Origin of the sequence: uncultured Methylobacterium sp. (assembly GCF_964251405.1) — a bacterium.
GTDB lineage: Bacteria > Pseudomonadota > Alphaproteobacteria > Rhizobiales > Beijerinckiaceae > Methylobacterium.
This window is the reverse complement of record NZ_CAXUJR010000001.1, coordinates 40,601-64,940: the sequence shown is the minus strand read 5'-3', so window position 1 is coordinate 64,940 and position 24,340 is coordinate 40,601. Positions and strand designations below refer to the sequence as shown.

The 24,340-nt window shown below is 67.6% G+C and carries 24 protein-coding genes; 13 read left to right on the top strand and 11 right to left on the bottom strand.

Going from position 1 to position 24,340, the window contains the following annotated elements:
- Positions 1-147 precede the first annotated feature (147 nt).
- The 4 genes from fchA to ACFE7U_RS00300 form a co-directional block, all read right to left on the bottom strand.
- A complete protein-coding gene (gene fchA, locus ACFE7U_RS00315; RefSeq protein ID WP_375407732.1) occupies positions 148-786 on the bottom strand; it encodes a methenyltetrahydrofolate cyclohydrolase in 639 nt (212 codons plus the stop codon).
- A gap of 3 nt (positions 787-789) precedes the next feature.
- Positions 790-1,650 carry an NADP-dependent methylenetetrahydromethanopterin/methylenetetrahydrofolate dehydrogenase gene (locus ACFE7U_RS00310; protein WP_375407731.1) on the bottom strand — a complete coding sequence of 287 codons (861 nt, stop codon included), beginning with the start codon at positions 1,648-1,650 and terminating at the stop codon, positions 790-792.
- A 219-nt stretch (positions 1,651-1,869) separates the two neighbouring features.
- Positions 1,870-2,814 (bottom strand): D-2-hydroxyacid dehydrogenase, encoded by a 945-nt coding sequence (locus tag ACFE7U_RS00305; protein ID WP_375407730.1) that lies wholly within the window; start codon positions 2,812-2,814, stop codon positions 1,870-1,872.
- 99 nt (positions 2,815-2,913) lie between these two features.
- Complete coding sequence (locus tag ACFE7U_RS00300; protein ID WP_375407729.1) at positions 2,914-4,122, bottom strand: aminotransferase class V-fold PLP-dependent enzyme; 1,209 nt, start codon at positions 4,120-4,122, stop codon at positions 2,914-2,916.
- 472 nt (positions 4,123-4,594) lie between these two features.
- Between ACFE7U_RS00300 and ACFE7U_RS00295 the strand changes: the two genes are divergently transcribed.
- The 3 genes from ACFE7U_RS00295 to ACFE7U_RS00285 are packed head-to-tail and all read left to right on the top strand — an operon-like array spanning position 4,595 to position 7,165.
- Positions 4,595-5,419: a UDP-2,3-diacylglucosamine diphosphatase gene (locus tag ACFE7U_RS00295; RefSeq protein ID WP_375407728.1), complete on the top strand. Its 825-nt coding sequence runs from the start codon at positions 4,595-4,597 to the stop codon at positions 5,417-5,419.
- Complete coding sequence (locus ACFE7U_RS00290; protein WP_375407727.1) at positions 5,416-6,489, top strand: glycosyltransferase family 4 protein; 1,074 nt, start codon at positions 5,416-5,418, stop codon at positions 6,487-6,489. Before ACFE7U_RS00295 ends, ACFE7U_RS00290 begins: the two co-directional genes overlap by 4 nt.
- A gap of 55 nt (positions 6,490-6,544) precedes the next feature.
- Positions 6,545-7,165 carry a ribonuclease HII gene (locus tag ACFE7U_RS00285; protein WP_375407726.1) on the top strand — a complete coding sequence of 207 codons (621 nt, stop codon included), beginning with the start codon at positions 6,545-6,547 and terminating at the stop codon, positions 7,163-7,165.
- On the opposite strand, the gene ACFE7U_RS00280 is transcribed toward ACFE7U_RS00285, so the two are convergent.
- Together ACFE7U_RS00280 and ACFE7U_RS00275 are read right to left on the bottom strand one after the other, a co-directional pair.
- The gene (locus tag ACFE7U_RS00280) at positions 7,147-8,253 is read right to left on the bottom strand and encodes a PA0069 family radical SAM protein (protein WP_375407725.1); all 1,107 of its coding nucleotides are present in this window, start codon (positions 8,251-8,253) and stop codon (positions 7,147-7,149) included. The two genes, ACFE7U_RS00285 and ACFE7U_RS00280, sit on opposite strands and share 19 nt — an antisense overlap.
- A gap of 40 nt (positions 8,254-8,293) precedes the next feature.
- Positions 8,294-8,635 carry a VOC family protein gene (locus ACFE7U_RS00275; protein ID WP_375407724.1) on the bottom strand — a complete coding sequence of 114 codons (342 nt, stop codon included), beginning with the start codon at positions 8,633-8,635 and terminating at the stop codon, positions 8,294-8,296.
- 183 nt (positions 8,636-8,818) lie between these two features.
- Between ACFE7U_RS00275 and ACFE7U_RS00270 the strand changes: the two genes are divergently transcribed.
- Positions 8,819-9,340, top strand: a complete 522-nt coding sequence (locus tag ACFE7U_RS00270) for a hypothetical protein (RefSeq protein ID WP_375407723.1) — start codon at positions 8,819-8,821, stop codon at positions 9,338-9,340.
- Between the two features lie 12 nt (positions 9,341-9,352).
- Here the strand turns inward: ACFE7U_RS00270 and moaB are convergent, their stop codons facing one another.
- The 3 genes from moaB to ACFE7U_RS00255 all read right to left on the bottom strand — a co-directional run bounded on the left by moaB (position 9,353) and on the right by ACFE7U_RS00255 (position 11,889).
- The gene (gene moaB, locus ACFE7U_RS00265) at positions 9,353-9,910 is read right to left on the bottom strand and encodes a molybdenum cofactor biosynthesis protein B (RefSeq protein ID WP_375407722.1); all 558 of its coding nucleotides are present in this window, start codon (positions 9,908-9,910) and stop codon (positions 9,353-9,355) included.
- A 95-nt stretch (positions 9,911-10,005) separates the two neighbouring features.
- A complete protein-coding gene (locus ACFE7U_RS00260) occupies positions 10,006-10,911 on the bottom strand; it encodes a neutral zinc metallopeptidase (RefSeq protein WP_375407721.1) in 906 nt (301 codons plus the stop codon).
- 111 nt (positions 10,912-11,022) lie between these two features.
- Entirely contained in the window at positions 11,023-11,889 is an 867-nt protein-coding gene (locus ACFE7U_RS00255) for a uracil-DNA glycosylase family protein (RefSeq protein WP_375407720.1), read from the bottom strand.
- Between the two features lie 215 nt (positions 11,890-12,104).
- Between ACFE7U_RS00255 and ACFE7U_RS00250 the strand changes: the two genes are divergently transcribed.
- The 4 genes from ACFE7U_RS00250 (at position 12,105) to ACFE7U_RS00235 (ending at position 18,504) form a co-directional block, all read left to right on the top strand.
- Positions 12,105-13,778 carry an electron transfer flavoprotein-ubiquinone oxidoreductase gene (locus ACFE7U_RS00250; protein WP_375407719.1) on the top strand — a complete coding sequence of 558 codons (1,674 nt, stop codon included), beginning with the start codon at positions 12,105-12,107 and terminating at the stop codon, positions 13,776-13,778.
- Between the two features lie 173 nt (positions 13,779-13,951).
- The gene (locus ACFE7U_RS00245; RefSeq protein ID WP_375407718.1) at positions 13,952-15,799 is read left to right on the top strand and encodes a tetratricopeptide repeat protein; all 1,848 of its coding nucleotides are present in this window, start codon (positions 13,952-13,954) and stop codon (positions 15,797-15,799) included.
- 92 nt (positions 15,800-15,891) lie between these two features.
- Positions 15,892-16,767 (top strand): 4-(cytidine 5'-diphospho)-2-C-methyl-D-erythritol kinase, encoded by an 876-nt coding sequence (locus ACFE7U_RS00240; RefSeq protein ID WP_375407717.1) that lies wholly within the window; start codon positions 15,892-15,894, stop codon positions 16,765-16,767.
- 111 nt (positions 16,768-16,878) lie between these two features.
- The gene (locus ACFE7U_RS00235; protein WP_375407716.1) at positions 16,879-18,504 is read left to right on the top strand and encodes a putative bifunctional diguanylate cyclase/phosphodiesterase; all 1,626 of its coding nucleotides are present in this window, start codon (positions 16,879-16,881) and stop codon (positions 18,502-18,504) included.
- A 51-nt stretch (positions 18,505-18,555) separates the two neighbouring features.
- Here ACFE7U_RS00235 and ACFE7U_RS00230 read toward each other — a convergent pair whose 3' ends face one another.
- Positions 18,556-19,578 carry a polyprenyl synthetase family protein gene (locus tag ACFE7U_RS00230; RefSeq protein WP_375407715.1) on the bottom strand — a complete coding sequence of 341 codons (1,023 nt, stop codon included), beginning with the start codon at positions 19,576-19,578 and terminating at the stop codon, positions 18,556-18,558.
- Positions 19,579-19,817: 239 nt separating this feature from the next.
- On the opposite strand from ACFE7U_RS00230, the gene ACFE7U_RS00225 reads away from it, so the two are divergent.
- From ACFE7U_RS00225 to ACFE7U_RS00215, 3 genes are all read left to right on the top strand, one after another.
- The gene (locus ACFE7U_RS00225; RefSeq protein ID WP_375407714.1) at positions 19,818-20,042 is read left to right on the top strand and encodes a DUF2007 domain-containing protein; all 225 of its coding nucleotides are present in this window, start codon (positions 19,818-19,820) and stop codon (positions 20,040-20,042) included.
- Positions 20,039-20,791 (top strand): tRNA1(Val) (adenine(37)-N6)-methyltransferase, encoded by a 753-nt coding sequence (locus ACFE7U_RS00220; protein WP_375407713.1) that lies wholly within the window; start codon positions 20,039-20,041, stop codon positions 20,789-20,791. Before ACFE7U_RS00225 ends, ACFE7U_RS00220 begins: the two co-directional genes overlap by 4 nt.
- 100 nt (positions 20,792-20,891) lie before the next feature.
- Positions 20,892-21,752, top strand: coding sequence for a S49 family peptidase (locus ACFE7U_RS00215; RefSeq protein ID WP_375407712.1), 861 nt, complete (start codon positions 20,892-20,894; stop codon positions 21,750-21,752).
- A gap of 8 nt (positions 21,753-21,760) precedes the next feature.
- On the opposite strand, the gene ACFE7U_RS00210 is transcribed toward ACFE7U_RS00215, so the two are convergent.
- Positions 21,761-22,006, bottom strand: a complete 246-nt coding sequence (locus ACFE7U_RS00210) for a hypothetical protein (RefSeq protein ID WP_375407711.1) — start codon at positions 22,004-22,006, stop codon at positions 21,761-21,763.
- A gap of 217 nt (positions 22,007-22,223) precedes the next feature.
- On the opposite strand from ACFE7U_RS00210, the gene ACFE7U_RS00205 reads away from it, so the two are divergent.
- Both ACFE7U_RS00205 and glyS read left to right on the top strand, forming a co-directional pair.
- On the top strand, positions 22,224-23,150 hold the full coding sequence (locus ACFE7U_RS00205; RefSeq protein ID WP_375407710.1) for a glycine--tRNA ligase subunit alpha: 927 nt from the start codon (positions 22,224-22,226) through the stop codon (positions 23,148-23,150).
- 102 nt (positions 23,151-23,252) lie between these two features.
- A partial coding sequence (gene glyS, locus ACFE7U_RS00200; protein WP_375407709.1) for a glycine--tRNA ligase subunit beta occupies positions 23,253-24,340 on the top strand: 1,088 nt, incomplete at its 3' end.

Below are 24,340 nucleotides of genomic sequence, written 5' to 3'. Positions count from 1 at the left end.
TGATAGCTCCTCGACGCTTCCCTTTGGCGCGGACCTTCTCGTAAATTTGACTTCACGAAAAGGGCTTCGCCAATTATATTTTTTTACATTCTCTTTAAGTCTGCCTTGAAGGCAGGCGGAATGCTTAGGTTTAGAAGGTGAATCGGCTCAGTTTACCTTAGCCTTGACCACCTCGTAGATCGCTTCGTTGCGCGCGCCGGCTTCGCCCAACAGCGCTTCGAGCTCGTCGAGGCGCGTTTGCGCGAAGGTGCGATCATCCAGGCCCTTGGCGTTGACGTAGACGTTGAGCGCGGCGCTGCGCAGGCCGGCATGGGCCGAGAGCACGGCCACCCCGGCATCCGAGATGACGTTGAGGTTGCCCTTGTCGGCGACAGCCTGCGCCAAGTCGATCACCTCGCGGCAGGCACGGCAGCAGGCGAGCGGAACGTCCGTGGCGACCTTGAGGGCGTCCTGGATCTTCGCCGCACGGGCAGCCTTCTCGTCGTCCGTGCCCTTGGGCAGGCCATAGGCACCCATCACCGCGTCGAAGGCTTCGACGTCGTCGGCGATCATGGCCGTGAGCTTGGCCCGCAATGCCTCCGACTGGCCGAGGATGCCCTTCAGCTCCTCCTCGACCTCGACGTATTTCTTCTTCCCGATGGTCAGGTTGCAGACCATGCTGAGGAGCGCGGCGCCCATGGCGCCCGAGATCGCGGCGGCACCGCCGCCGCCGGGCGTCGGGGCCGAACTCGCCAGCCCGTCGAGGAAGCCCTGGATGGTCTCTTGAGCAGTCTCTTGCGCTGCCATGGTTCAGGCCATCGACTTCGCGAGAGCGTAGATCTCTTCGGCGTCGAACACCGTTTCGGTGTTCTCGAAGAGCTTGCCGACGCAGGCGCGGTGGAGCTTCAGCTTCAGGCCGCCGATGCCGAGCGCGCCGAAGACGTGCTTGCCGTGACGTTCCTTGGCCTTGTCCATGGCGTCGATGCCGCCGAAGCCGAGCGGCGGCTGGGCGTTGTAGTCGGCGATGAACTGGATGCTCGCCTCGTCCTTCCAGTCGGCTTCGGAGAGGAGCTCGATGCCGATGGCGCCGGCCGAGAAGATCACGTTCTGGCCCTTGACGATGGCGGCCCGGGAGGCGGCATCCGGCGTCGCCGCATAGGTGACGTTCACCTTGAAGCGCGCATTGACGGCATCGGCCGCCTCCTTGGCGCGGTCCTCCTGGCGGGCGGTGAGGATCACCGCCGCGCCTTCCTTTGCGAGCAAGGCCGCCGAGCGCATGCCGACCGGGCCGGTGCCCGCGAGCACGACGGCCTTCTTGCCCTGAAGCGAGCCGGCGGCCTTGGCCACCAGGGCGACGCCGGCGGCGGCCGTCGTGTTCGAGCCGTTGGAATCGAGCATCGTCGAGACGCGGAACGGGCCGAAGAAGCGCTTCTTCACCGCCTTGAAGACGGCTTCGCCGGCCGCCATGTTGCCGCCGCCGACGAAGATCGCTGTCGACTTCTTCTCGGAGCCGCCGCGGGTGTAGATGGTGCCATCGACGAGGGCGCCGACATTCTCGGGCGTCACGTTGCCGTAGCCGGTGATGTGGTCGGCCCCGCCATCATAGCCGACCACCGTGTCGAACACGCTCGGCATGGCATCGGTATCGAACTGGAACAGCAGTTTTTTCATGTGTTTCACCTCTGTCCGCGTCATGGCGCGGTTGGCGTTTCCTCAAGACCTTCGACGTTTTGGGTCGGTCTGCGTGATCGCTTCGTCATTCAGGGGCGCCGGAGGCGAGCCCGGAACCTAGAACCGTCACCGGCTCTCCGTCTTGCCGCTTCGGTGGCTCTGGGTTCCGGGCTCTGCTTCGCAGCCCCGGAATGACGACGGTCCAGTGTCCCGACCGGCTTATCCCTCGACCACGTTCTGCGGCTTGCCCGCCACGAAGGCCTCGACGTTGTCGACGAGCTGGTCGGCGAGAATCTGCATCGCCTGCTTGCTCGCCCAGGCCACGTGAGGCGTGACGATGAGGTTGGGCAGGTCGAGCTCGCACAGGATGTCGCCGTCCTTTGGGGGCTCGGTCATCACCACGTCGAAGCCAGCGCCGCCGATGGTGCCGGCCTTGAGGGCCTCGGCCAGGGCCTCTTCGTCGACGAGGCCACCGCGGGCGGTGTTGATGAGCAGCGCGGTCTTCTTCATCTTCGCGAGCTCGGCGCGGCCGATCATGTTGCGGGTCTCGGGCGTCAGCGGCGCGTGCAGCGTGATGACGTCGGATTCCGTCAGGATCGTCTCGAAATCGACGAGGCCCGGCTGCGGGAACACGTCGTAGGCGATGACCTTCATGCCGAGCGCCTCGGCGCGTTTGGCGATGGACTTGCCGAGCGCCCCGTAGCCGACGATGCCGAGCGTCGAGCCGGCGATGTCGTGGATCGGGTAGTCGAAATAGCAGAACTGGGTCGACTTCGCCCAGTCGCCCCGGCGTACCGAGTTGGCATAGGGCACGATCGCACGGCGCAGGGCGAACATCAGGCCGATCACGTGCTCGGGCACGGTGTTGAAGGCGTAGTTGCGGATGTTGACGACCGTGATCCCTTGCGCCTTCGCGGCGGCCTTGTCGACGACGTCGGTCCCGGTCGCGGCGACCGCGATCAGCTTGAGGTCGGGAAGCTTCGCCAGCGTCTCGGCGCGCATCGGCACCTTGTTGATCAGCGCGATCGAGGCGCCCTTCAGGCGCTCGACGGTGTCGTCCGGCGTCCATGTCGACTCGTACTCGGTATACTCGTGCGGGAAGCTGAATTCACGCACCGTGGCGTCGAGGGATTCACGGTCGAGGAAGACGATCTTGTGCGTCATGGGAACTCTCGGTGACGTCCCGCGCCGGGCGCGGCGTAACGCGGATACATGCCAGTCGACGGGGGCCGGCGCGATACCGACCCCCGAATTTTCAGAACCTTACGACTTGGCGAGCGGATTCTCGCGCAGGTAGCTCGATGCGGCAGCGACGCCGGAGCCGGGCTGCACCTTCACGCCGTTGTCGAGCATCGACATCTCGGCGCCCGCGATGGCACCGAGCAGCGAGAGTTCGTTGAGGTCGCCGACGTGGCCGATCCGGAACACCTTGCCGGCCACTTTGCTCAGGCCGGCGCCGAGCGCCAGGTTGTAGCGGGCATAGGCGTGCTTGATGATCGCGGCGGCGTCGACGCCCTCGGGCGCCAGGATCGCCGTGACCGTGTCGGAGTTCCACTTGGGCTCCTTGGCGCAGGTCTTGAGACCCCACGCCGCCACCGCCTGGCGGGTCGCTTCGCCGAGCACGTGGTGCCGGTGATAGACGTTCTCGATCCCCTCCTCCTTGAGGCAGGCCAGCGCCTCGCGCAGGCCGTAGAGCAGCGGGAGCGAGGGTGTGTAGGGGAAGTAGCCGGACGGGTTCTGCTTCAGGTGGTCGGCCCAGTCGAAATAGACCCGCGCGAGGCGGTCGTTGCGGCCGGCCGAGCCCTCGGCGGCCTTGAGGGCCTTGGGGCTGATGCAGATGACGCCGAGGCCGGCGGGCAGCATCAGGCCCTTCTGCGAGCCGGCGATGGCGCAATCGACCTTCCACTCGTCCATGTAGAAGGGCAGCGAACCGATCGATGAGACGCCGTCGACGAACAGCAGCGCCGGGTGCCCGGCCGCGTCGATCGCCTTGCGCACCGCGCCGATGTCGCTGGTGACGCCCGTGGCGGTCTCGTTGTGGACGACCATGACGGCCTTGATCTCGTGCCCCTTGTCGGCGCGCAGGGCCTCCTCGATCTTCTCGGGATCAGCGCCGGTGCCCCACTCCTCCTCCTGGACGATCACGTCGAGGCCGAGCCGCTGGGCCATGTCGATCCAGAGATGGCTGAACTGGCCGAAGCGGGCCGACAGAACCTTGTCGCCGCGGGCGAGCGTGTTGGAGAGGGCCGATTCCCAGATGCCCGTGCCGGAGGCCGGGAACAGGATGATGGTGCCGTCGGTGGAGCCGAACACCATCCTGGTGTCCGTGAACAGAGGCTTCGTCAGCGACGGGAAGTCGACCGAACGATGGTCCTCCGAAGCGACCATCATCGCCCGCTGAACGCGATCGGGGATGTTCGTCGGGCCGGGCACGAACAGGTGATTGCGACCAGGCCGTCTCGTTGCCGCCATGATGATGTCTCCGGTTTCCTAGGTTCGTCTGGGCCGCGGACATGCGGCACACTGGATCGATGAAGGGGTGGGCGGCCGGCTCAGGCCAGGTTCGTCGATGTCGGCTGGTCCTACGCTCTCGCGTCCGCGTCTCCTAGAGGGGCGAAAGGATCCGATCACCGCGTTGGTGAACAGGTGCGCGGACCCGGACGACTTCCGAACCGCTCGCCCTCGCATGAAGGCGTGCGAATGCCCGGCTCTCGCCACCTCACCGCGCACGCAATATGGCGGGCTTCGGCCCTCAAGGAAAACGGAAAAAACTTGCCCGTACGACTCAAAAAATTGCGGTGCACGCGCGGCGTTCGACGATCGGTGAACCGAACCGATCGACGGCGACCCAAGGCGTCGGCCAGCCACCCGATCCGCCCACGTCATCAAACTGATACGGGAATCCGGTTTGGCTCACGGCAGAAGCAGACGCCCAGAGATCACCGTGAGCGAAGACAACGAGAAGACGATCCGCGTCCGAACGCTCTTCCTGTCCGACATGCACCTCGGCACGAAAGGTTGTCAGGCCGCCCTGCTGCTGGACTTCCTGCGGGATTTCGATGCCGACGAGATCTATCTCGTCGGTGACATCGTCGACGGCTGGCAACTGAAGTCCGGCTGGTACTGGCCTCAGAGCCACAACGACGTGGTCCAGAAGCTTCTGCGCAAGGTGCGCAAGGGTTCGTCGCTGATCTACGTGCCGGGCAACCACGACGAGTTCCTGCGCGATTACATCGGGGCGAATTTCGGCGGCATCGAAATCGCCGACCAGCGCGTCCACGTGGCCGCCGACGGCAAGCGCTACCTCGTGATCCACGGCGATCAGTTCGACATGGTCGTGCGCCACGCCAAGTGGCTCGCCTTCCTGGGCGACGGCGCCTACACGGCGGCGCTCTTCATCAACACTCACCTCAACACCGTGCGCCGCCGCCTCGGGCTCGCCTATTGGTCGCTCTCGGCCTGGGCGAAGCTGAGGGTGAAGAACGCGGTCAACTTCATCGGCAAGTTCGAGGAGTTGCTCGCGGCCGAAGCCAGGCGTGTGGGTGCGGACGGTGTCATCTGCGGCCACATCCACCATGCCGCCAACCGGCAGATCGACGGCCTCACCTACCTGAATACGGGCGACTGGGTGGAATCCTGCACCGCCATCGTCGAGCATTACGACGGCACCATGGAGGTGCTGCACTACCCGAGCCTGCTGCGCGCCCGCGATCTTGAGATCGCCGTGCCGGTGCAGATGGATAGGGGCGAGGCCCGGGCTGTCGCGTGAGGCTGCTCATCGCCACCGATGCCTGGCACCCGCAGGTCAACGGCGTCGTGCGCTCCCTCGAGCACATGGCCCAGGCCGGACGCGCCTTCGGCTTCGACACGGTCTTCCTGACCCACCAGGATTTCGCGTCGTTCCCCCTGCCGGGCTACCCCGAGATCCGGCTGTCCTACGCCACCAAGTCCAAGGTCGCCCGTCTCTGGGAGGAGCTCGCGCCCACGCATGTCCACATCGCTACGGAAGGGACGGTCGGCTACGCCACCCGCAGGTTCTGCCTCGACCGTGGCCGCCCCTTCACGACGAGCTACCACACGCGCTTTCCCGAATACCTCGCCGCGCGGCTGCCGGTGCCGGAAGCCTGGAGCTACGCCTGGCTGCGGCGCTTCCACGGCGCCTCGAACGGCATCATGGTGAGCACGCCCTCCCTCGAACGCGAACTCGCCGGCCGAGGCTTCACCGGGCTCATGCGCTGGACGCGCGGGGTCGACACCGACCTCTTCTGCCCGCAGGCGAGCGATGCCCTCGACGGCTTGGCGCGGCCGATCTTCCTTTTCGTCGGGCGACTCGCCGTCGAGAAGAACGTCGCGGCCTTCCTCGATCTCGACCTGCCCGGCACCAAGGTGGTCGTCGGCGACGGCCCCGACCGGGCAAGGCTCGCCGCCCTCCATCCGGCCGCGCACTTCCTCGGCATGCGGACCGGCCCGGATCTGGCCCGGGTCTACGCCGCGGCCGACGTCTTCGTCTTCCCGAGCCTCACGGACACCTTCGGCATCGTGCTCCTCGAAGCCTTGGCCTCGGGCCTGCCGGTGGCCGCCTATCCGGTCACCGGCCCCCTCGACGTGATCGGAGGGACCGGGGCCGGCATCCTCGCCCACGACCTGCGCGCCGCCGCGCTGGCGGCATTGGACATCACGCGCGAGACCTGCCGCGCCGAAGCCCTTCGCTACACGTGGGCCGAGAGCGCGCGCCAGTTCTTCGGCAATATCGAGCAGGCACACGGAATGCCGCCGCGGCAGCGCGATCGCCATGCGCATCCCGTCGTCGGCGCAATGGAGCACAGCCAACTCGGATGACGGCGGCGATGCGGAATGCGATGGTTCCTCGACCGTCGCGTCGCAAGAGAAACACATGCCGCCGTTCGACCCCACCGAGGCCACGCGATATCCAGCCGTCATCGGTTGCGACGAAGTCGGGCGCGGCGCGCTGTGCGGGCCGGTCGTCGTCGCGGCCGTGTGGTTCGACCCCGCCGAGATCCCCACGACCCTGCTCGCTCGCCTCGACGACAGCAAGCGCCTCGACCGGTCCATGCGCGAGGCCCTGGCGCCGCTGATCCGCACGTCGGCCTTCGTCGCTCTGGCGGCGGGATCGCGGGCGCTCGTCGACCGGATCAACGTCCGGGCCGCCACCCTCGACGCCATGCGGCGGGCGGTGGAGCGCCTCGGGCTCGACGCGCCCGTGCTGGTCGATGGCCGCGATGCCATTCCGGGCCTCGCCCAACCGTGCCGGGCGGTGGTGGGCGGGGACCGACTGGTGCCGCAGATCGCCGCCGCCTCCATCGTGGCCAAGACGGTGCGCGACCGCATCATGCGCATCCTGGCAACGCGGCACCCGGCCTATGCGTGGGAGCGCAACGTCGGCTACGGCACGGCGGCCCATCTCGCAGGCCTGGCGCTGGCCGGGCGCTCGCCGCATCACCGGGTCAGCTTCACGAAGCGCCACGGTGGACCGCTTCAGAACAGCGTCATCTGATCGCCGGGCGCGGGCGGCACCGCGAACAGGTCGGTCGCCAGCCTCAGGCGTTCGCTCGGGTAGCCGAGGCGCTCCTTGGCGAGGCGGACGCGGTCGCGGATCAGGGCGGCATAAGGTCCGGCGCCGGTCATGCGCTCCCCGTAGGCGGCATCGTAGAGCTTGCCGCCCCTGGCCTGCCGCACGAGCGAGAGCACGTGCCGGCGCCGGCCCGGATAATGCTCGCTCAGCCAGTCGCCGACGAGGTCGTCGAGTTCGTGCGGCAGGCGCAGGAGGACGTAATGCGCCTCCCCGGCCCCGGCCTTCCTGGCGCGGGCCAGGATCGCCTCGATCTCGTGATCGTTCAGCGACGGGATCACGGGTGCCGCCATCACCATCACGGGGATGCCGGCCGCGGACAATCGACGGATCGCGTCGAGGCGCCGCTCGGGATGGGGAGCCCGCGGCTCCATCCGGCGGGCGAGGACGGGATCGAGGGTCGTGACTGACACCGCGACCTTGACGAGGCGCAGCCTCGCCATCTCGGCCAGGATGTCGATGTCCCGCACCACGAGGTTCGACTTCGTGACGATGGCGACGGGATGCTGGAACGCCGCCAGAACCTCGAGGATCTCCCGCGTGATGCGATGGGATCGCTCGATCGGCTGGTAGGGGTCGGTCGCCGTCCCCAGCGCGATCTGTGCCGGGCGGTAGCCAGGGGCGGAGAGCTCCCGGGTCAGAAGCCGCGCCGCGTTCGGTTTGGTGAAGAGCCGGGTCTCGAAATCGAGGCCCGGCGACAATCCGACATAGGCGTGATTGGGCCGAGCGAAGCAGTAGACGCAGCCGTGTTCGCAGCCGCGATAGGGATTGATCGAGCGATCGAACGAGATGTCGGGAGACGCGTTGCGGGTGATGATGGTTCGTGCCTGCTCGGGCAGCACCTGTGTCTGCAGGCGCGGCGCCTCGGAACCCCCCTCCCAGCCGTCGTCGAAGAGTTCGTGTCGGGCCGCCTCGCAGCGGCCGTCTGGATTCGCTGTGGCACCGCGTCCTCGACGCTCGGAAGCCGGCCTGGTCGTGCCGGCTAGGCGTCGCGGCGCCTCGACGGACGACATCAGCCTTGCCGGCGAGAACAGCGGCGATCGGGACCCGGCATCACGATTCCGACCAAACCGCCAGCTCGCTCCCGGCCGGATCCCGGAAGTGGAACCGTCGCCCGCCCGGAAAGGGGTAGATGGGTTTCACGATGATACCGCTCGCCGCTTCCACGCGCGCCTGCATGGCGTTCAGATCCGTCGCGTAGAGGACCGGCAGGGGCGCCCGGGTACCGAGTTCGGGATCGCCGTCGAATCCTCCATCCAGCCCCTCGTCATACGCGGCATAGCGTGGTCCGTAATCTACGAAGGACCACCCGAACACGTCCGTGTAGAAGGCCTTGGTCGCGGCCATATCTCTGCCTGGCAGCTCCAGGTAATCGATCTTGCCGTCAGCCCGCATGGTCGCCTCCTCGAAACCGCTTACCGCGAGACTATATCGTGACTGGAACATAGCAAGAACACTATCGGCCGCTCCTGCCCGTATTTTCGGCAATCGCACCGATTGGACGGATCGCCCGGCATTCCAGCAGTGCCGCGGCGGCACGCTAGCTTTGCGTCCTGGAAAAATGCGGTATGGGCGCACATGATTTCGGGCCTGATCCATGTTCCCCGACCGAGCGACCCGAGCGCCGTCGACCGCCTCGCCGATTCCCTCGCGGCCTTGGTCGCCGGCGTCGCGGCGGGGCTCGTGGGCGATGCCGTGATCGTGGTGCCTGCTGCCAGCGCAGCGATCGAGACGGTGGCCGAGGCCACCGGCGCGACCCTTGTGGTGAGGATGCGGGGATCGAGCCCCTGGTCAGCGGGCGCCAAGGCGGCGCGGCGGGAATGGGTGCTGTGCCTGGAGGCGGGCGACGTGCTCGCCGAGGGCTGGATCAGAACCCTCGATCGCTTCATCGGTACGGCGCGGCCCGACATCGCCCTCGGGCGCCTACGCCGCCCGCATACAGCCTTGCCGACACGAATCGCCGCCCGCGGCGAGACGGTGATCGGAGCTCTCCAGCCACGGGCCGGAGACGTCGTGCGCCGGGAGCGTCTGCTCTCCGGCTCCGCCTTCTCGCCGCGAATCCGGCCGCGCCGTCTTCTGGCCCGCCTCGAACGACCCTGAGAGGACGGCCGATCAGACGCTGATCGTCGCGCCGCGGCGCAGGTGCTCGTCGAGCCTCGGCATGATCTCGACGAAGTTGCAGGGCCGGTGGCGGTAGTCGAGCTGCGCCGCGAGAATACCGTCCCATGCGTCGCGGCAAGCCCCGGGCGAGCCCGGCAGCACGAAGATGTAGGTGGCCCCCGCGACCCCGGCGGTGGCGCGCGACTGAAGGGTGGAGGTGCCGATCTTGTCGTAGGAGATGCGATGGAAGACGGCCGAGAAGCCGTCCATCCGCTTCTCGAACAGAGGCTCCAGCGCCTCGGGCGTCACGTCGCGCCCCGTGAATCCGGTACCGCCGGTCGTGACGACGACGTCGATGGCGGGATCGCGGATCCACTCCTCCACGCGCGCGCGGATCGCCGGAACCTCGTCTGGGACGATACCCCTCGTTGCGAGGTGATGACCGGCTGCCGTCAAGCGCTCGACGAGGGTATCCCCTGAGCGGTCATCCTCCGCCACCCGCGTGTCCGACACCGTGAGCACGGCGATCGAGAGGGGGATGAAGGCGCGGGTCTTGTCGGAGGCGACCATCGGGTTGTCCTAAGTGAGGCCGCGCCGAGCGAGGTCGTATCGGCGCCGGGAAGGTTAGGCCCGCCCGAGCCCCGGATCTCCCCCAACCGACAATGTCAGTTGGCGGCGGCGCGGAACGTGTCGCAGGAGCGGGTCTGTCCGCTCTTGTAGCCGGTCATGAACCAGCGCATGCGCTGTGCCGACGACCCGTGCGTGAAGGAGTCGGGCACGGCGTAGCCCTGAGACTGCTGCTGAAGCTTGTCGTCGCCGATGGCGCTGGCGGCCTGCATGGCCTCCTCGATGTCGCCCGGCTCGAGGGAGTTGAAGCGGTTGTCCGAGTTCTTGGCCCAGACGCCGGACAGGCAATCCGCCATCAGTTCGACCCGGACGGACAGCTTGTTCGACTCCGTGTCCGGGGCGGATTGCTGACGACTCTGAACCTTGCCGAGGATGCCGAGCTCGTTCTGGATGTGGTGGCCGACCTCATGGGCGATCACATACGCGTAGGCGAAGTCGCCTTTGACTGCGAACTTGCGTTCCATTTCCTTGAAGAAGGACGTGTCGAGGTAGACCTTGCGATCGAGCGGGCAGTAGAACGGGCCCATCGCCGCCTTGGCAGAGCCGCAGCCGCTGCGCGTCCCACCCGTGTACAGCACCATGCCGGCTGGCCGGTACTGCTTGCCGGTCTGATTGGGCATGATCTCTTTCCAGACATCTTCGGTATTACCCAGGATCGCGGCCGCGAAGCGCCCGTTATCGTCGGTCGGCTTCGTGCCGCGCTTGGCCTGGGTCTGTGGGTCGACCTGCTCCTGCCGAGGTGCGCCTCCGCCCATCATCTGCTCGGCGCCGCCGATCAGCACCGCGGGGTTGATGCCGGTGACCCAGCCGATGATGCACAGGATGACGATGGTGCCGATGCCGAGCCCGCCGGCGCCGCCACCCGGAAAACCGATCCCGCCGCCGCCACCTTCGTCGCGGCGATCCTCGACATTGTCGGACGAGCGAAAATCCTGCCAGCGCATGTCGAGGCTACCACTTATATCCGGACGTCTTCGCAGCGGCCTAGGGCCGAGGCTGCCGGAGGTAATTCCGGGCCGAGCGTAACGGTTCCGCGAGCCTCCGGCCTACCCGCCTCAGGCCTTTCCGTCGAGAGCGTTGCGCAGCAGGCGGAAGTCCCGCCAAGCGAGACGCTTCTGAACGGGCTGGCGCAGCAGATAGGCCGGATGCAAGGTCGCCAGGGCGCGAATCTCGCGGGTACCGACCCGATAGGGATAGAAGCGCCCGCGAGCCTTTAGGATGCCGTCCTTGGTGCCTGTGAGCGCCTGCGTCGCCGGGCTTCCCAGGCAGACGATGAGATCCGGCTCGGCGAGCTCGATCTGCCGTTCGATGAAAGGCCGGCAGATCGCGACTTCCTGGGGTGTCGGGTTACGATTCCCCGGCGGGCGCCACGGCACGATGTTCGTGACATAGGCCTTGCTGCGGTCGAGGCCGATCGCCGCCATCATCCGGTCGAGGAGCTGCCCGGACCGCCCCATGAACGGTTTGCCGATCCGGTCTTCGTCGGCACCGGGGGCCTCGCCCACGAACATCAGCCTCGCGGCCGGATTCCCATCTGCGAAGACGAGGTTCTTCGCCGTGAATTTGAGCGGGCAGCCATCGAAGGTGGCGAGCAATGCCTCGAGCTCTTCGAGGGTGGTGCAATCCTTGGCGCGCTCGCGGGCATCGCCCGCCGCCGCCTCCGGTTTCGCCGAGGCCGAACGGCCGAAGGTCCGTGGCGGGGGCTTCTCGGTCGGAGCGGGCGCGTCGTAGCCGGGCAACGGCGGTTTGCCTGCAGGCTGGCCTCGATCCTGGCCTGGCGAGGCAACCGGAGCAGGCGCTGCGACTTCGACCTCGGTAAACCGGTCGTGCGGATGGTCGTCGAGGGCGATATCGACGCCGGCCTCGGTGTGGAAGTCGAGATGGGCAATCAGGTCGCGCCGCTCGTCGTGCGTCTCGCTCATGGGTCATTATGTGGAGCGCGGCCTACCTGTGGACAACTGGTTCTGCCGCTGGCGGCGACGTCGCAGGATCACCGCCGAGTTCAACCCTGCGACGGTTTAGATATGAACTATCGACTTGCCTTCCAACCTTGGAATGGGTTGAGAGTAACGAAGCGTGATGTTTGAGGCCGGCCCAGCCGCCTCAAGAAACCAATTCAGGGCAAGGGACATCGGGAATGGCGCTGCCGGAACGCGAGGCGATGGATTTCGACGTGGTGATCGTGGGCGCGGGGCCGGCCGGCCTCGCCGCCGCGATCCGCCTCAAGCAGATTGCCGAAAAGACGGGCAACGAGATCAGCGTCGTCGTCGTCGAGAAGGGCTCGGAAGTCGGCGCGCATATCCTGTCGGGCGCCGTCATCGACCCGCTCGGCCTCGACAGGCTCGTGCCGGATTGGCGTCAGGACCCGGACCGTCCGCTCAAGACCGCGGTCGAGCGCGACGAGTTCATGTTCCTCACCGCCAATAGCGGCGTCGGGATGCCGAACTTCGCTTTCCCGAAGTTCATGAGCAACCACGGCAACTTCGTCGGATCGCTCTCCAACGTGGCGAAGTTCCTCGGCCGCAAGGCCGAGGAGGTCGGCGTCGAGGTCTATCCTGGGTTTCCGGCCTCCGAGGTTCTCTACGACGACAAGGGTGCGGTGGTCGGCATCGCGACGGGCGACCTCGGCATCGGCAAGTCCGGCGAACCGCGCGACGACTACACCCGCGGCATGGAGCTGCGCGGCAAGTACACGGTGTTTGGCGAGGGCGCGCGTGGCTCGCTCACCAAGACGCTGATCGACCGGTTCAAGCTCAACGCGAACAGCGACCACCAGAAATACGGTCTCGGCATCAAGGAACTCTGGCAGCTCTCGCCGGACAAGTTCCAGCCCGGCCTCGTCCAGCACACGATGGGCTGGCCGCTGCCGAACAAGGCCGGCGGCGGCTCATGGCTCTACCACTTCGACGATGGGCTGCTCTCGGTCGGCTTCGTCACGCATCTCAACTACGAGAACCCGACCCTGTCGCCGTTCGATGAGTTCCAGCGCTTCAAGACCCACCCGATGATCCGCGAGGTGTTCGAGGGCGCCAAGCGCATCGGCTACGGCGCGCGGGCAATCATGGAGGGCGGCTGGCAATCGGTGCCCAAGCTCGTCTTCCCCGGCGGCTGCCTTGTGGGCGACTCCGCCGGCTTCGTGAACGTGCCGCGCATCAAGGGCTCGCACAACGCGGTCCTCTCCGGCATGCAGGCGGCCGAGGCCATCGGCGCTGCGCTCGCCGCCGGCAGGCAGGGCGACGAGCTCTCCGACTACGAGGCCGGGTGGCGCGATAGCGAGATCGGGCGCGACCTGAAGGCCGTGCGCAACGTCAAGCCACTGTGGTCGCGTTACGGCACCCTCGTCGGCGTGGCCTTGGGCGGCGTCGACATGTGGGCCAATACCCTGCTCGGCGTCTCGCCCTTCGGCACGCTGGCCCATGGGAAGCCGGACTATGCCTGCACCAAGCCGATCGCCGAGGTGAAGCCGATCGTCTACCCGAAGCCCGACGGCGTGCTCACCTTCGACCGGTTGTCCTCGGTCTACCTCTCGAACACCAATCACGAGGAAGACCAGCCGCCCCATCTCAACGTGAGGGACATGGCGCTCCAGAAGGCCTCGGAGCACGACATCTATGGCGGCCCCTCGGCGCGCTACTGCCCGGCCGGGGTCTACGAATGGGTCGCCGAGGCCGCCGCGGCGGACGGGGTGCGCTACCAGATCAACGCGCAGAACTGCGTCCACTGCAAGACCTGCGATATCAAGGACCCCAACCAGAACATCAACTGGGTGACGCCGGAGGGACCGGGCGGGCCGAACTACCCCAACATGTAGGGCTCGAACCCGAGGCGCCGCCTCGCGTCATCCTTTGGCCTTGCGGGCATGGCGTGATGAGTTCAGTGTCCGCCGCCAATTGAAAGCCGGTCCCGAGGGTCGGTCGGCGCGCGTCGCGACCCGTGTGCAGGAAATCAGTGTCTAGGAAATCGGTGCTCATGAACGGAACCTCGATGACCTCAAGCGCTGCACGGCGGACCCTGCTCGCCTTCTCGCTCCTCGCGTCGGTGGCCGTCATCGGTGGGCCGGCCTTGGCGATGCAGCCGCGGGAATCGGCTCCGGTGTCGAGCTTCGAGCCGGCGGAATCCCTCGAAGGAAACTTCCTCTCCGCCTACATCGCTGGTGCGTCCCGCGACACCGCCGCAGCGGCGACGTTCTACCGCGAGGCCCTGAAGGCGGATCCGCGCAACTCCGAGCTGCAGGAGCGCGCCTTCATCTCGCTTCTGGCCGACGGCGCCCTCCCCGATGCGTTCCGCACGGCGGAACGCCTCACCGCCCGCGACGGCTCCAACGGCCTCGCCCAACTCGCGCTCGGCGTCCGCCAGATCAAGGCCGCTCAGTTCGCCCAGGCTCGCCAGAACTTCGCCCGCAGCGGCAAGGGCGCGGCGGCCGACCTCACCGGCACACTGCTCTCGGCCTGGGCCTATGCGGGTGCCAACGATGCCAAGCGCGCCATAGAGACGGTGTCCAAGCTCAAGGGCGAGCGCTACTACAACACCTTTCGCGATTACCATGCCGGCCTGATCGCCAGCGTGGTCGGAGACCAGGCCGAGGCGGAGCGCCGCCTCAAGGCGGCCTACGACGCCGACCACAACACCCTGCGGATCGTCGACGCCTACGGCCGCTTCGAAGCGCAGGCCGGCCGCACCGACGTCGCCATCCAGGCCTATACCGAGTTCGACCAGTTGATGGCGCGCCACCCGATCGTGCGCGATGCCCTCGACCGCCTGAAGGCCGGCAAGCCGCTCGGCCGCCTCATCACGACCGCGCAGGAGGGTGCCGCCGAAGTACTTTATGGGCTCGGCTCGGCCGGCTCGACGCAGGGGGACGAGCTCCCGGCGGTGGTGTACCTGCGCCTCGCCCTCTACCTCGCTCCCGACCATGCCCTGGCCCGCCTGACGCTGGCCGACCTCCTCGACCGCATGAAGCAGGCCGAGCGCGCCAACGAGGCCTATGCCCAGATCCCGGCCGGGTCGCCGTTGCGGCTGAACGCCGACATCCAGGTCGGCCTCAACCTCGAGCAGATGGGCAAGGGCGACGAGGCGCTCCAGCATCTCGACGCCGTGATGAAGGCGCATCCCAACGACATCGACGCCGTGACCGCGCTCGGCAACGTCCAGCGCTCGCGCAAGAAATACGCGGAGGCGGCGGGGACCTACAGCCGGGCCATCGACCTCATCGGCGCGCAGCCCGCGGCGAACTACTGGACGACATTCTATTTCCGCGGCACCGCCTACGAGCGCGCCAAGGAATGGCTGAAGGCCGAGGCCGACCTCAAGAAAGCCCTCGAACTGGTGCCGACGACCCAACCCGGCGCCCGCGCCCAGGTGCTGAACTACCTCGCCTATTCGTGGGTCGACCAAAACATCAACATCGACGAAGCCTTCACCATGCTCAAGCAGGCGGTGGATGCGAGCCCGCGCGACGGCATGATCATCGACAGCCTCGGCTGGGCGTATTTCCGTCTCGGCCGGTGGGACGACGCGGTGCGCGAGCTCGAGAAGGCGATCGAGCTGAAGCCCGGAGACCCGACGATCAACGACCACCTCGGCGACGCCTATTGGCGCGCCGGCCGGCGCCTCGAGGGCAAGTTCCAGTGGCAGCATGCCAAGGACCTGAACCCCGAGCCGGAGGATCTCGAGAAGATCAATGCCAAACTCAAGGACGGCTTGCCTGAACTCGACAAGCCTGCGGCCACGGCGGAGAATCCGCCTGCCGCCGAGGCCAACCCCGAGCTGCCCAAGGGCGCTCCCGCCCCCAACGAACCTCCGGGCGCGGCCGACAAGAAGAGCGGCGGCTGAGCCATTCCGACGGGCGGCTTGACCGTCGGGCCGGCGGCGGGCCATAGGCGAGACGCCCCGGCCGTCGCCCGTCCTTGATCCACCGAGAGCCCGTGTCCCGCCTCGTCACCCGCGCTCCGGCCAAGGTCAATCTGACCCTGCATATCCTCGGCCGCAGGGAGGACGATGGATACCACGAGCTCGAAAGCCTCGTGGCGTTCACCGGCTCGGGGGATACGCTGATCCTCGATCCCGGCGACCGCCTCGGATTGACCGTTTCGGGACCAACGGCGGGACCTGCGGGGCCGATCGACCACAACCTCGTGATCCGGGCGACCCGTCACCTCGAGGCTTCCGTCCCGGGGTTGCGGTGGGGCGAGTTCCATCTCGTCAAGCGACTGCCGGTGGCGGCTGGAATCGGCGGCGGCTCGTCCGACGCAGCCGCCGCCCTGAGGCTCCTGGCCCGGCTCAACGGCATTCCGATCGACGATCCCGTGGTCCGGGACGCGGCCCGCCGCACAGGCGCCGATGTCCCGGTCTGCCTGGAGCCGAGAGCCCGCATGATGCTCGGCGCCGGTGAGTCCATCGGCGGCACCCTGAATTTGGCGCCGCTGCCCGCGCTGCTGATCAATCCGGGCGTCCCGGTGGCGACCGCCCCGGTCTTCCGCGCGCTCGGCCTGTCCGCGGGCCAGCGCCACGGCGGCGCTCCTCACCCGGACTTCTCGGCCTGCCTCGGCATCGATGGAGCGCTCGATCGCCTCCTGCCCGCCCGCAACGACCTCGAGGCCCCGGCCCTGACGGTGGCTCCGGTGATCGGCGTGGCACTGGATGCCCTCCGGGCCGAACCCGGATGCCGGCTCGCCCGGATGTCGGGGTCAGGCGCCACGGTTTTCGGCCTCTTCGGCGATCGCGCTTCGGTGATCCGGGCGGCGCGGCGGATCAGGGCCGGGAATCCGGGTTGGTGGGTCAGGCCGTCCCTGCTGCGCTGAACTCGCCTCGTGTCGGTTCCGGCGGGCCGGTGTCGACGGACGCAACCACGGATATCCGTTTACGGCCGGGAAAGACTTCGGTTGCTAAGACGAGGGCAACAGGAGCGACCGATGAGCGACGATCAATCTGCCTCATGGGCCGAGGGAGAACTGCGCGAACTGCTCTCGCTCATGATGATCGGCGTCTGCGTCTGGATCGTCGGAACCCAGCTCGGCCTCTTTGCCGTCGTCCTCCAGTTTACCGCCCTTCACGGCCTCGAGCATCTCGTGATGCTGGGCATCTGCATGTCCCTGGGCGTCGTGGTCGCATCGATCCGCAAGTCATTCACTTTGCGGCGCGTCATGATGGCTCGGGACGGTGCCTGGGCCCGAGCCGAGTCGGTGGCGCGTCACGACGCGATGACAGGGCTCGCCAACCGCCGGCTGTTCAAGGAGACGCTCGACGCACGCCTCGCCCGAGCGAATGGCGTACCCAGCATCGCGGTTCTGCAGATCGACCTCGACCGCTTCAAGCCGGTCAACGACGTACACGGCCATGCGGCCGGTGACGCGGTCCTGTGTGCCGTGTCCGATCGCCTCCGCCTGATCCTCGCATCCGGCAACGTCGGAGCGCGGCTCGGGGGCGACGAGTTCGCGGTGCTGTTCGATTATGGTCGCGACGGCGAGGCGGTGGGCCGGCTCGCCCAGCAGATCATCACGACCTTGTCGCAGCCGATCCCGTGGGGGGCAGGCCATCTCGAGATCGGCGCCACCGTCGGGATCGCGGTCGCCACGATTGAGACCGCAACTTCGGACTCGCTGCTGCATGCGGCCGATGTCGCGATGTACCAGGGCAAGCGGGACGGTCGCAGCACCTATCGGTTCTTCCAACCGGAGATGGGCCACGCCCTGAAGGTACGGGCAAGGCTGGAGCAGGAGCTGCGCGCCGGCATCGAGCGCGGCGAGATCGAGCCATTCTATCAGCCCGTCGTCGCCCTGCCGGGCCGCGAACTGATCGGCTTCGAGGTCCTGGCCCGCTGGCGTCATCCGGACCAGGGGCTCATGAACCCCAGCGAGTTCATTACCCTGGCCGAAGAGACCGGCATGATCGCCGCCCTCAGCTGGTCGCTGATGCGGCAGGCCTGCAGGGACGCGCGGTCCTGGCCGGCCCATCTGCAGCTCGCGATCAACATCTCGCCGCTGCAGCTTCAGGACAAGCAGATGCCCGAGCATGTCTTGGCGATCCTGACCGAGACCGGCTTCGCACCGAGCCGTCTCGAGATCGAGATCACCGAGACGGCCCTCGTCAACGACCTCGAAGCTGCCCGCGTCGCTTTGAAGTCCCTGCAGAACCTCGGGGTGCGGATCGCTCTGGACGATTTCGGGACCGGGTATTCCAGCCTCTACCACCTGCGCGAGCTGAAATTTGACAAGCTCAAGATCGACCGGAGCTATGTCGCCTCGATCCCGCTGGGGTCGGAGAGAGCGAAGCTGGTCGATGCGATCATCGCGTTGGGATCGAGCCTCGGCCTCGTCACGACGGCGGAGGGTATCGAGACCGCATCGAGCGTCGATTGGCTCGCAGACCAGGGCTGCACCTATGGCCAGGGCTTCCTGTTCGGCGCACCGATGGGAAAGTCCGCCACCGACCTGCTCCTCACGGAATGGTCCGACGAGATGGGCAATGTGGTGCTCGACGGCGTCGCGGAAGCGAGCCGAGAAGCCATCAAGCGTGAGCTCAGGGCTGCAGCCGCCTGAACCCGGCGTTGCAGCGACGGATCATCGTCCGGGGCCGAGGGTCGTTTAGGCTCAGTGCGCCCGAGCGATGCAGAAATCCACGACCTTAAGGAGCGCGGACTTCATCGGGCCGTTCGGAAACAAGGCCAACGCGTCGCGAGCCATGGCGCCGTAGTGACGGGCGCGTTCGATCGTGTCCTCGAGCGCCCGGTGCCGCCGCAGGATCGCCAGGGCCGCGTCGAGGTCGCCATCCGCGACCTCGCCCTGCTCCAAGGTCCGGCGCCAGAACACGCGCTCCTCGTCGCTGCCGCGCCGGAAGGCCAGCACGATCGGCAGGGTGATCTTCCCCTCTCGAAAATCGTCGCCGACATTCTTGCCCAGCGACGCGCTGGTGCCGCCGTAATCGAGGGCGTCGTCCACGAGCTGGAAGGCGATGCCGAGATTCATCCCGTAGGAGCGGCAGGCCGCCTGCTCGGCCCGCGGGCGGTCGGCCAGGACCGGCCCGACCTCGCAGGCGGCGGCGAACAGCTCCGCGGTCTTGGCGCGGATGACGGCGAGGTACTCGTCCTCGCTGGTCTCGGTGTTCTTGGCGGCGGTGAGCTGCATCACCTCGCCCTCGGCGATCACCGTGGCGGCGGCCGAGAGGATGTCCAGCGCCCGCAGGCTGCCGACTTCCACCATCATGCGGAAGGCCTGGCCGAGGAGGAAGTCGCCGACGAGGACGCTGGCCTCGTTGCCCCACTTGATGCGGGCCGCGACGCGGCCGCGGCGCATGTCGCTCTCGTCGACCACGTCGTCGTGCAGAAGCGTCGCGGTGTGCATGAACTCGACGCTGGCAGCGAGCTTCACGGCGCCCTCTCCTGCGCCGTAGCCGCACAGATCCGCCGTGGCGAGGGTGAGGATCGGACGAAGGCGCTTTCCACCCGACGCGATAAGGTGGTTCGCGACTTCCGGGATCATCTGCACCTCGGAGCCGGTGCGGGACAGGATCGTCGCGTTGACGCGCTCCATCCCCTTGGCGACCAGAGCGACGAGATCGTTCAGGCTCGCTTCCGGATCGGAGCGGCCCTCATCGAAGGGAACCACGACACCCAATGGGCCAAGCCTCCATGCTGAGCGGTCCGCGAGGGACCCGGCTGGCCGCCGCCCCGGCCGTGTCCCGATCCTTCGTCCGTGAAGGCACCGGGCATCCTCTATCAGGCTCCCATGGCACGCGGCCCCGGCGCCCGCAACACGCAGCATGCCGCAACGAAAAAGGCTAAGCTTCTTCGAGATCGGCTGATCCGCGACCGGATGGCCGACGGCCTTACAGTGCGTTCGGAGACCCATGCTCCATGACAGAACTCATCCGTAGCAACGACATCGTCCTCATGGGTTTTGCCCAGTCGCTGCTCGAAGTCGCCGAGATTCCGGTCCTCATGGCCGACAACCACATGAGCCTGATGGAGGGTTCGATCGGGGCCTTCCCGCGCCGCCTGCTCGTTCCCGACGACCATGCCGCTCAAGCGAGACGGCTCCTCGTCGATGCCGGCCTGGCGCACGAGCTGCGTGCCCCGTGAGCCCCGAGGCCGACGCCTGGCTCGGGGGGAGGCTGCGGCTCCGACAGCCGCCGCGCGGCGCACACCGGGCCGGGACCGACGCGGTGTTGCTCGCCCGGCTGATGACGCCGCAGCCCGGCGCCACGATCTGCGACCTCGGGGCCGGGACGGGCGCGGTGGGGCTCGCCGTCGCCATCCTCGACCCCTCCTGCCGGATCGTGCTGGTGGAGGGTGACCCGGAGGTCGCCGGTCTGGCACGAACGAATGCCGAGCTGAACGGGCTGGCCGACCGCGTTCGCGTCGTCGAGGCCGATATCCTGGCCGGGGCGGCCGCGCGTCATGCCGCCGGACTCGTTCCGGGGCTGGCGGATCTCGTCCTGACGAATCCGCCTTTCTTCGACGAAGCCCGGCATCGGCCCTCGCCGGTCACGGCCAAGCGCCAGGCCCACAGCTTCGGCACCGGCGACCTCGATGCCTGGATAGCAACCTGTGCCGACCTTCTCGCCGCCAAGGGCCGGCTCGGACTGATCCACCGGGCCGACGCATTGGGCGAATGCCTCGACGGTCTGCGAAACCGTTTCGGATCCCTGGCGATTCGCCCGGTCCACGCGCGCGCTGAACGACCGGCGATCCGCATTCTGATGACCGCCCAGAAGGGCAGCCGCGGACCTTCGACACTACTCCCTCCGCTGGTCCTGCAGAACGCGGACGGTCGCTTCACCCCGGAGGCCGAAGCCCTGCATCGCGGCGAAGCGTGGTCCTCGTCCTGAGGATGCGGCGACGCATGCGCGGGGCGCCGCCGATCTCGCGTGTTAAGGATGCGGCCGCTGCTGCCACCGACGGCCTCACACCTGCGCGGACTCTGCGATCATGCTGACAGCCCTCCCGAACTGGCTTCGTGCCCTGGGTCCGAACCGGTGGCGGAAGTCGGCGCCGCGCGTGGCGGTTCTCCGCCTCAGCGGTGCGATCGGGGCGGTGTCGCCGTTCCGGGCGGGGCTCTCCCTCGCAGGGGTGGCCGGCAGCCTGGAACGGGCGTTCTCGCTGAAGGGGATCAAGGCGGTCGCCATCGTCATCAACTCTCCCGGGGGCTCGGCGGCGCAATCACACCTCATCCATCGCCGCATCCGCGCACTCGCCGTCGAGAAGAACCTCAGGGTATTCGCCTTCGTGGAGGATGTCGCCGCGTCGGGGGGCTACATGATCGCCTGCGCCGCCGACGAGATCGTCGCGGACCCGGCCTCGCTGGTCGGCTCGATCGGCGTGGTCTCGGCCGGGTTCGGTTTCAATAAGCTGATCGACCGGCTCGGTGTCGAGCGCCGCGTCCATACTCAGGGTGAGGCAAAGGCCATGCTCGATCCGTTCCGGCCGGAGGATCCGGCGGACGTGGCGCGACTTCTCAAGATCCAGGCGGATGTGCAGGACCTGTTCACCTCGCTCGTGCGCGAGCGCCGGCCGAAACTCCCGGCGGGCGAGAACCTGTTCACCGGGGCGGTCTGGACCGGACGGCAGGCCCTGGAACTCGGCCTCGTCGACGCGCTCGGCGACGTGCGCTCGACCCTTAGGGAGCGCTTCGGCGACAAGGTCGAGCTCACCTTGGTGGCGGATCGCCAGGGTTCGCTGGTGGCGCGCCTGCTCAGGCGGGCCGGACCCGGCACTGCCGGATCCACTCTGGCGCAGGACGCGGTCGCCGCTCTCGACGAACGCGCCGCCTGGGCGCGGTTCGGGCTGTGATCGGCCGGTCAGCGCGAGGTGGTGCAACCCGGCGCGGCATAGCCCGCATAGACCACCCGCACCTTGCGCTGGCAGGTCTCTGCCACGACGGGAGCGGCCACCGGCGCAACGTCGATGACGGTGACGGCAGCCGGCAGCTGCGCAGTCTCTGTGTGTTCGGAAGTCGCCAGAGCGTTCGTTGCGCTGATCACCAGAGGTGTCGCGACAAGCGAGGCGGCGAGGAGGGCGGCGAAGACCGTGAACGACTGGCGCATGGTAGGAAATTCCGATTCTCGGGACTGTCCGAAGACGTCCGTGACCCCTTGATTGCTGCATAAACTTGGCTGCAAGCGGGACGGTTCCGGCTCTATGACGAATCCTGGCGAATTTGCGTGATCCAGCGCACATGGCCCTGGACTGGTCCGACGTTGACAGGGCGTCACGCCCACTTAAACGCTGCCCGTCTCTCGCACCGCACCCGGACCGCAATCCATGTCGAGCGCCGTCGACCTCGCGCCCCAACGATCGTTCCAGGGGCTGATCCTGACCCTCCAGAACTTCTGGGCGGCCCAAGGCTGCGTCATCCTCCAGCCCTACGACATGGAGGTGGGCGCGGGCACCTTCCATCCGGCCACCACCCTGCGGGCGCTCGGCCCGAAGCCCTGGAAGGCGGCCTATGTGCAGCCCTCGCGTCGGCCCAAGGACGGCCGTTACGGCGAGAACCCCAACCGGCTGCAGCACTATTACCAGTTCCAGGTCATCCTGAAGCCGAACCCGCCCAATTTGCAGGAGCTCTACCTCGCGTCGCTGGACGCCATCGGCGTCGATGTGAGGCTTCACGACATCCGCTTCGTCGAGGACGATTGGGAGAGCCCGACGCTCGGCGCCTGGGGCCTCGGCTGGGAATGCTGGTGCGACGGCATGGAGGTGAGCCAGTTCACCTATTTCCAGCAGGTCGCCGGCTTCGAATGCGCGCCGGTGGCGGGCGAGCTGACCTACGGTCTCGAACGCCTCGCCATGTACGTCCAGGGCGTCGAGAACGTCTACGACCTCAACTTCAACGGTGGAACCGGTGACGACCGAGTCTCTTACGGCGACGTCTTCCTCCAGGCCGAGCAGGAATATTCACGCCACAACTTCGAGGCCGCCGATACCGCGATGCTGTTCCGCCAGTTCAAGGACGCAGAGGATGCCTGCCGGATCTACCTCGGCGCCGGGGCGCCGACCACCGAGACCGAGCATCACCGCATGGCGCAACCGGCCTACGACCAGTGCATCAAGGCGAGCCACGTCTTCAACCTGCTCGACGCCCGCGGCGTGATCTCGGTGACCGAGCGGCAGAGCTACATCCTCCGGGTGCGGGAACTGGCGAAGGCGTGCGGGGCGGCCTGGCTGCGGACGGCGGGCGGTGGGGCATAAGCTTCGGCACCAATCTCGGAGAAAGCTGCCGCTTTTCGGGTGACAGAGTGTACTTCCGCGCCAACGACATCCTGAACATCATCTCGGACGCCGCCTGATCCCATGCCTGACCTCCTCCTCGAACTGCGCTCCGAAGAGATCCCCGCCCGCATGCAGCGGCGTGCGGCCGACGACCTCAGGAAGCTCGTCACCGATGCGCTGGTCGAACGCGGATCCCTGTACGAGGGCGCCAAGGCCTTCGCGACACCGCGCCGCCTCGCGCTGCACGTCGCCGGGCTCCCCGCCCGTGGGGCGGACGTGCGCGAGGAGCGCAAAGGCCCCCGTGTCGGCGCGCCGGAGGGCGCCGTCCAGGGCTTCCTCAAGAGCGCGGGATTGGCGAGCCTCGATCAGGCCACCATCGTCACCGACCCGAAGAAGGGGGAGTTCTATGTGGCCGTCATCGAGCGCCCCGGCCGCCTCACCCTCGACGTGCTCGCTGAGATCCTGCCTCAGGTCATCCGCGGCTTCCCCTGGCCGAAATCGATGCGCTGGGGTGCGGCCTCGGCGCAGCCCGGCTCCCTGCGCTGGGTGCGCCCGCTGCAATCGATCGTCGCGACCTTCGGCCCCGAGACCGAGACTCCGGACGTGGTGCCGTTCTCGGTCGATGGGATCGAGGCCGGCACCACGACCTATGGCCACCGCTTCCTCTCGCCCGGCCCGATCGAGGTCCGCCGCTTCGACGACTACGTCCAGGCCCTGGAGCGCGCCCACGTCGTCCTCGACGCGGACCGGCGCAAGGACATCATCCTGCACGACGCCCGCGACCTCGCCTTCGCCCGCGGTCTCGACCTCGTCGAGGACGAGGGATTGCTGGAGGAGGTCGCCGGGCTCGTGGAATGGCCCGTTGTGCTGCTCGGAACCTTCGACGAAGCCTTCCTGGAGATTCCCGGCGAGGCGGTGCGGGCGACGATCCGCGCCAACCAGAAGTGCTTCGTGCTCCGGCAGGTCGGGACCGACACGCTGGCTCCCGCCTTCATCCTGACCTCGAACCTCGTCGCAAGCGACGGCGGGCTCGCGATCACCGCGGGCAACGAGCGGGTGGTGCGCGCCCGGCTCTCCGACGCGCGGTTCTTCTTCGAGACCGACAAGGCGGTGAAGCTCGAAGACCGGCTGGGCAAGCTCGACACCATCGTGTTCCACGAGAAGCTCGG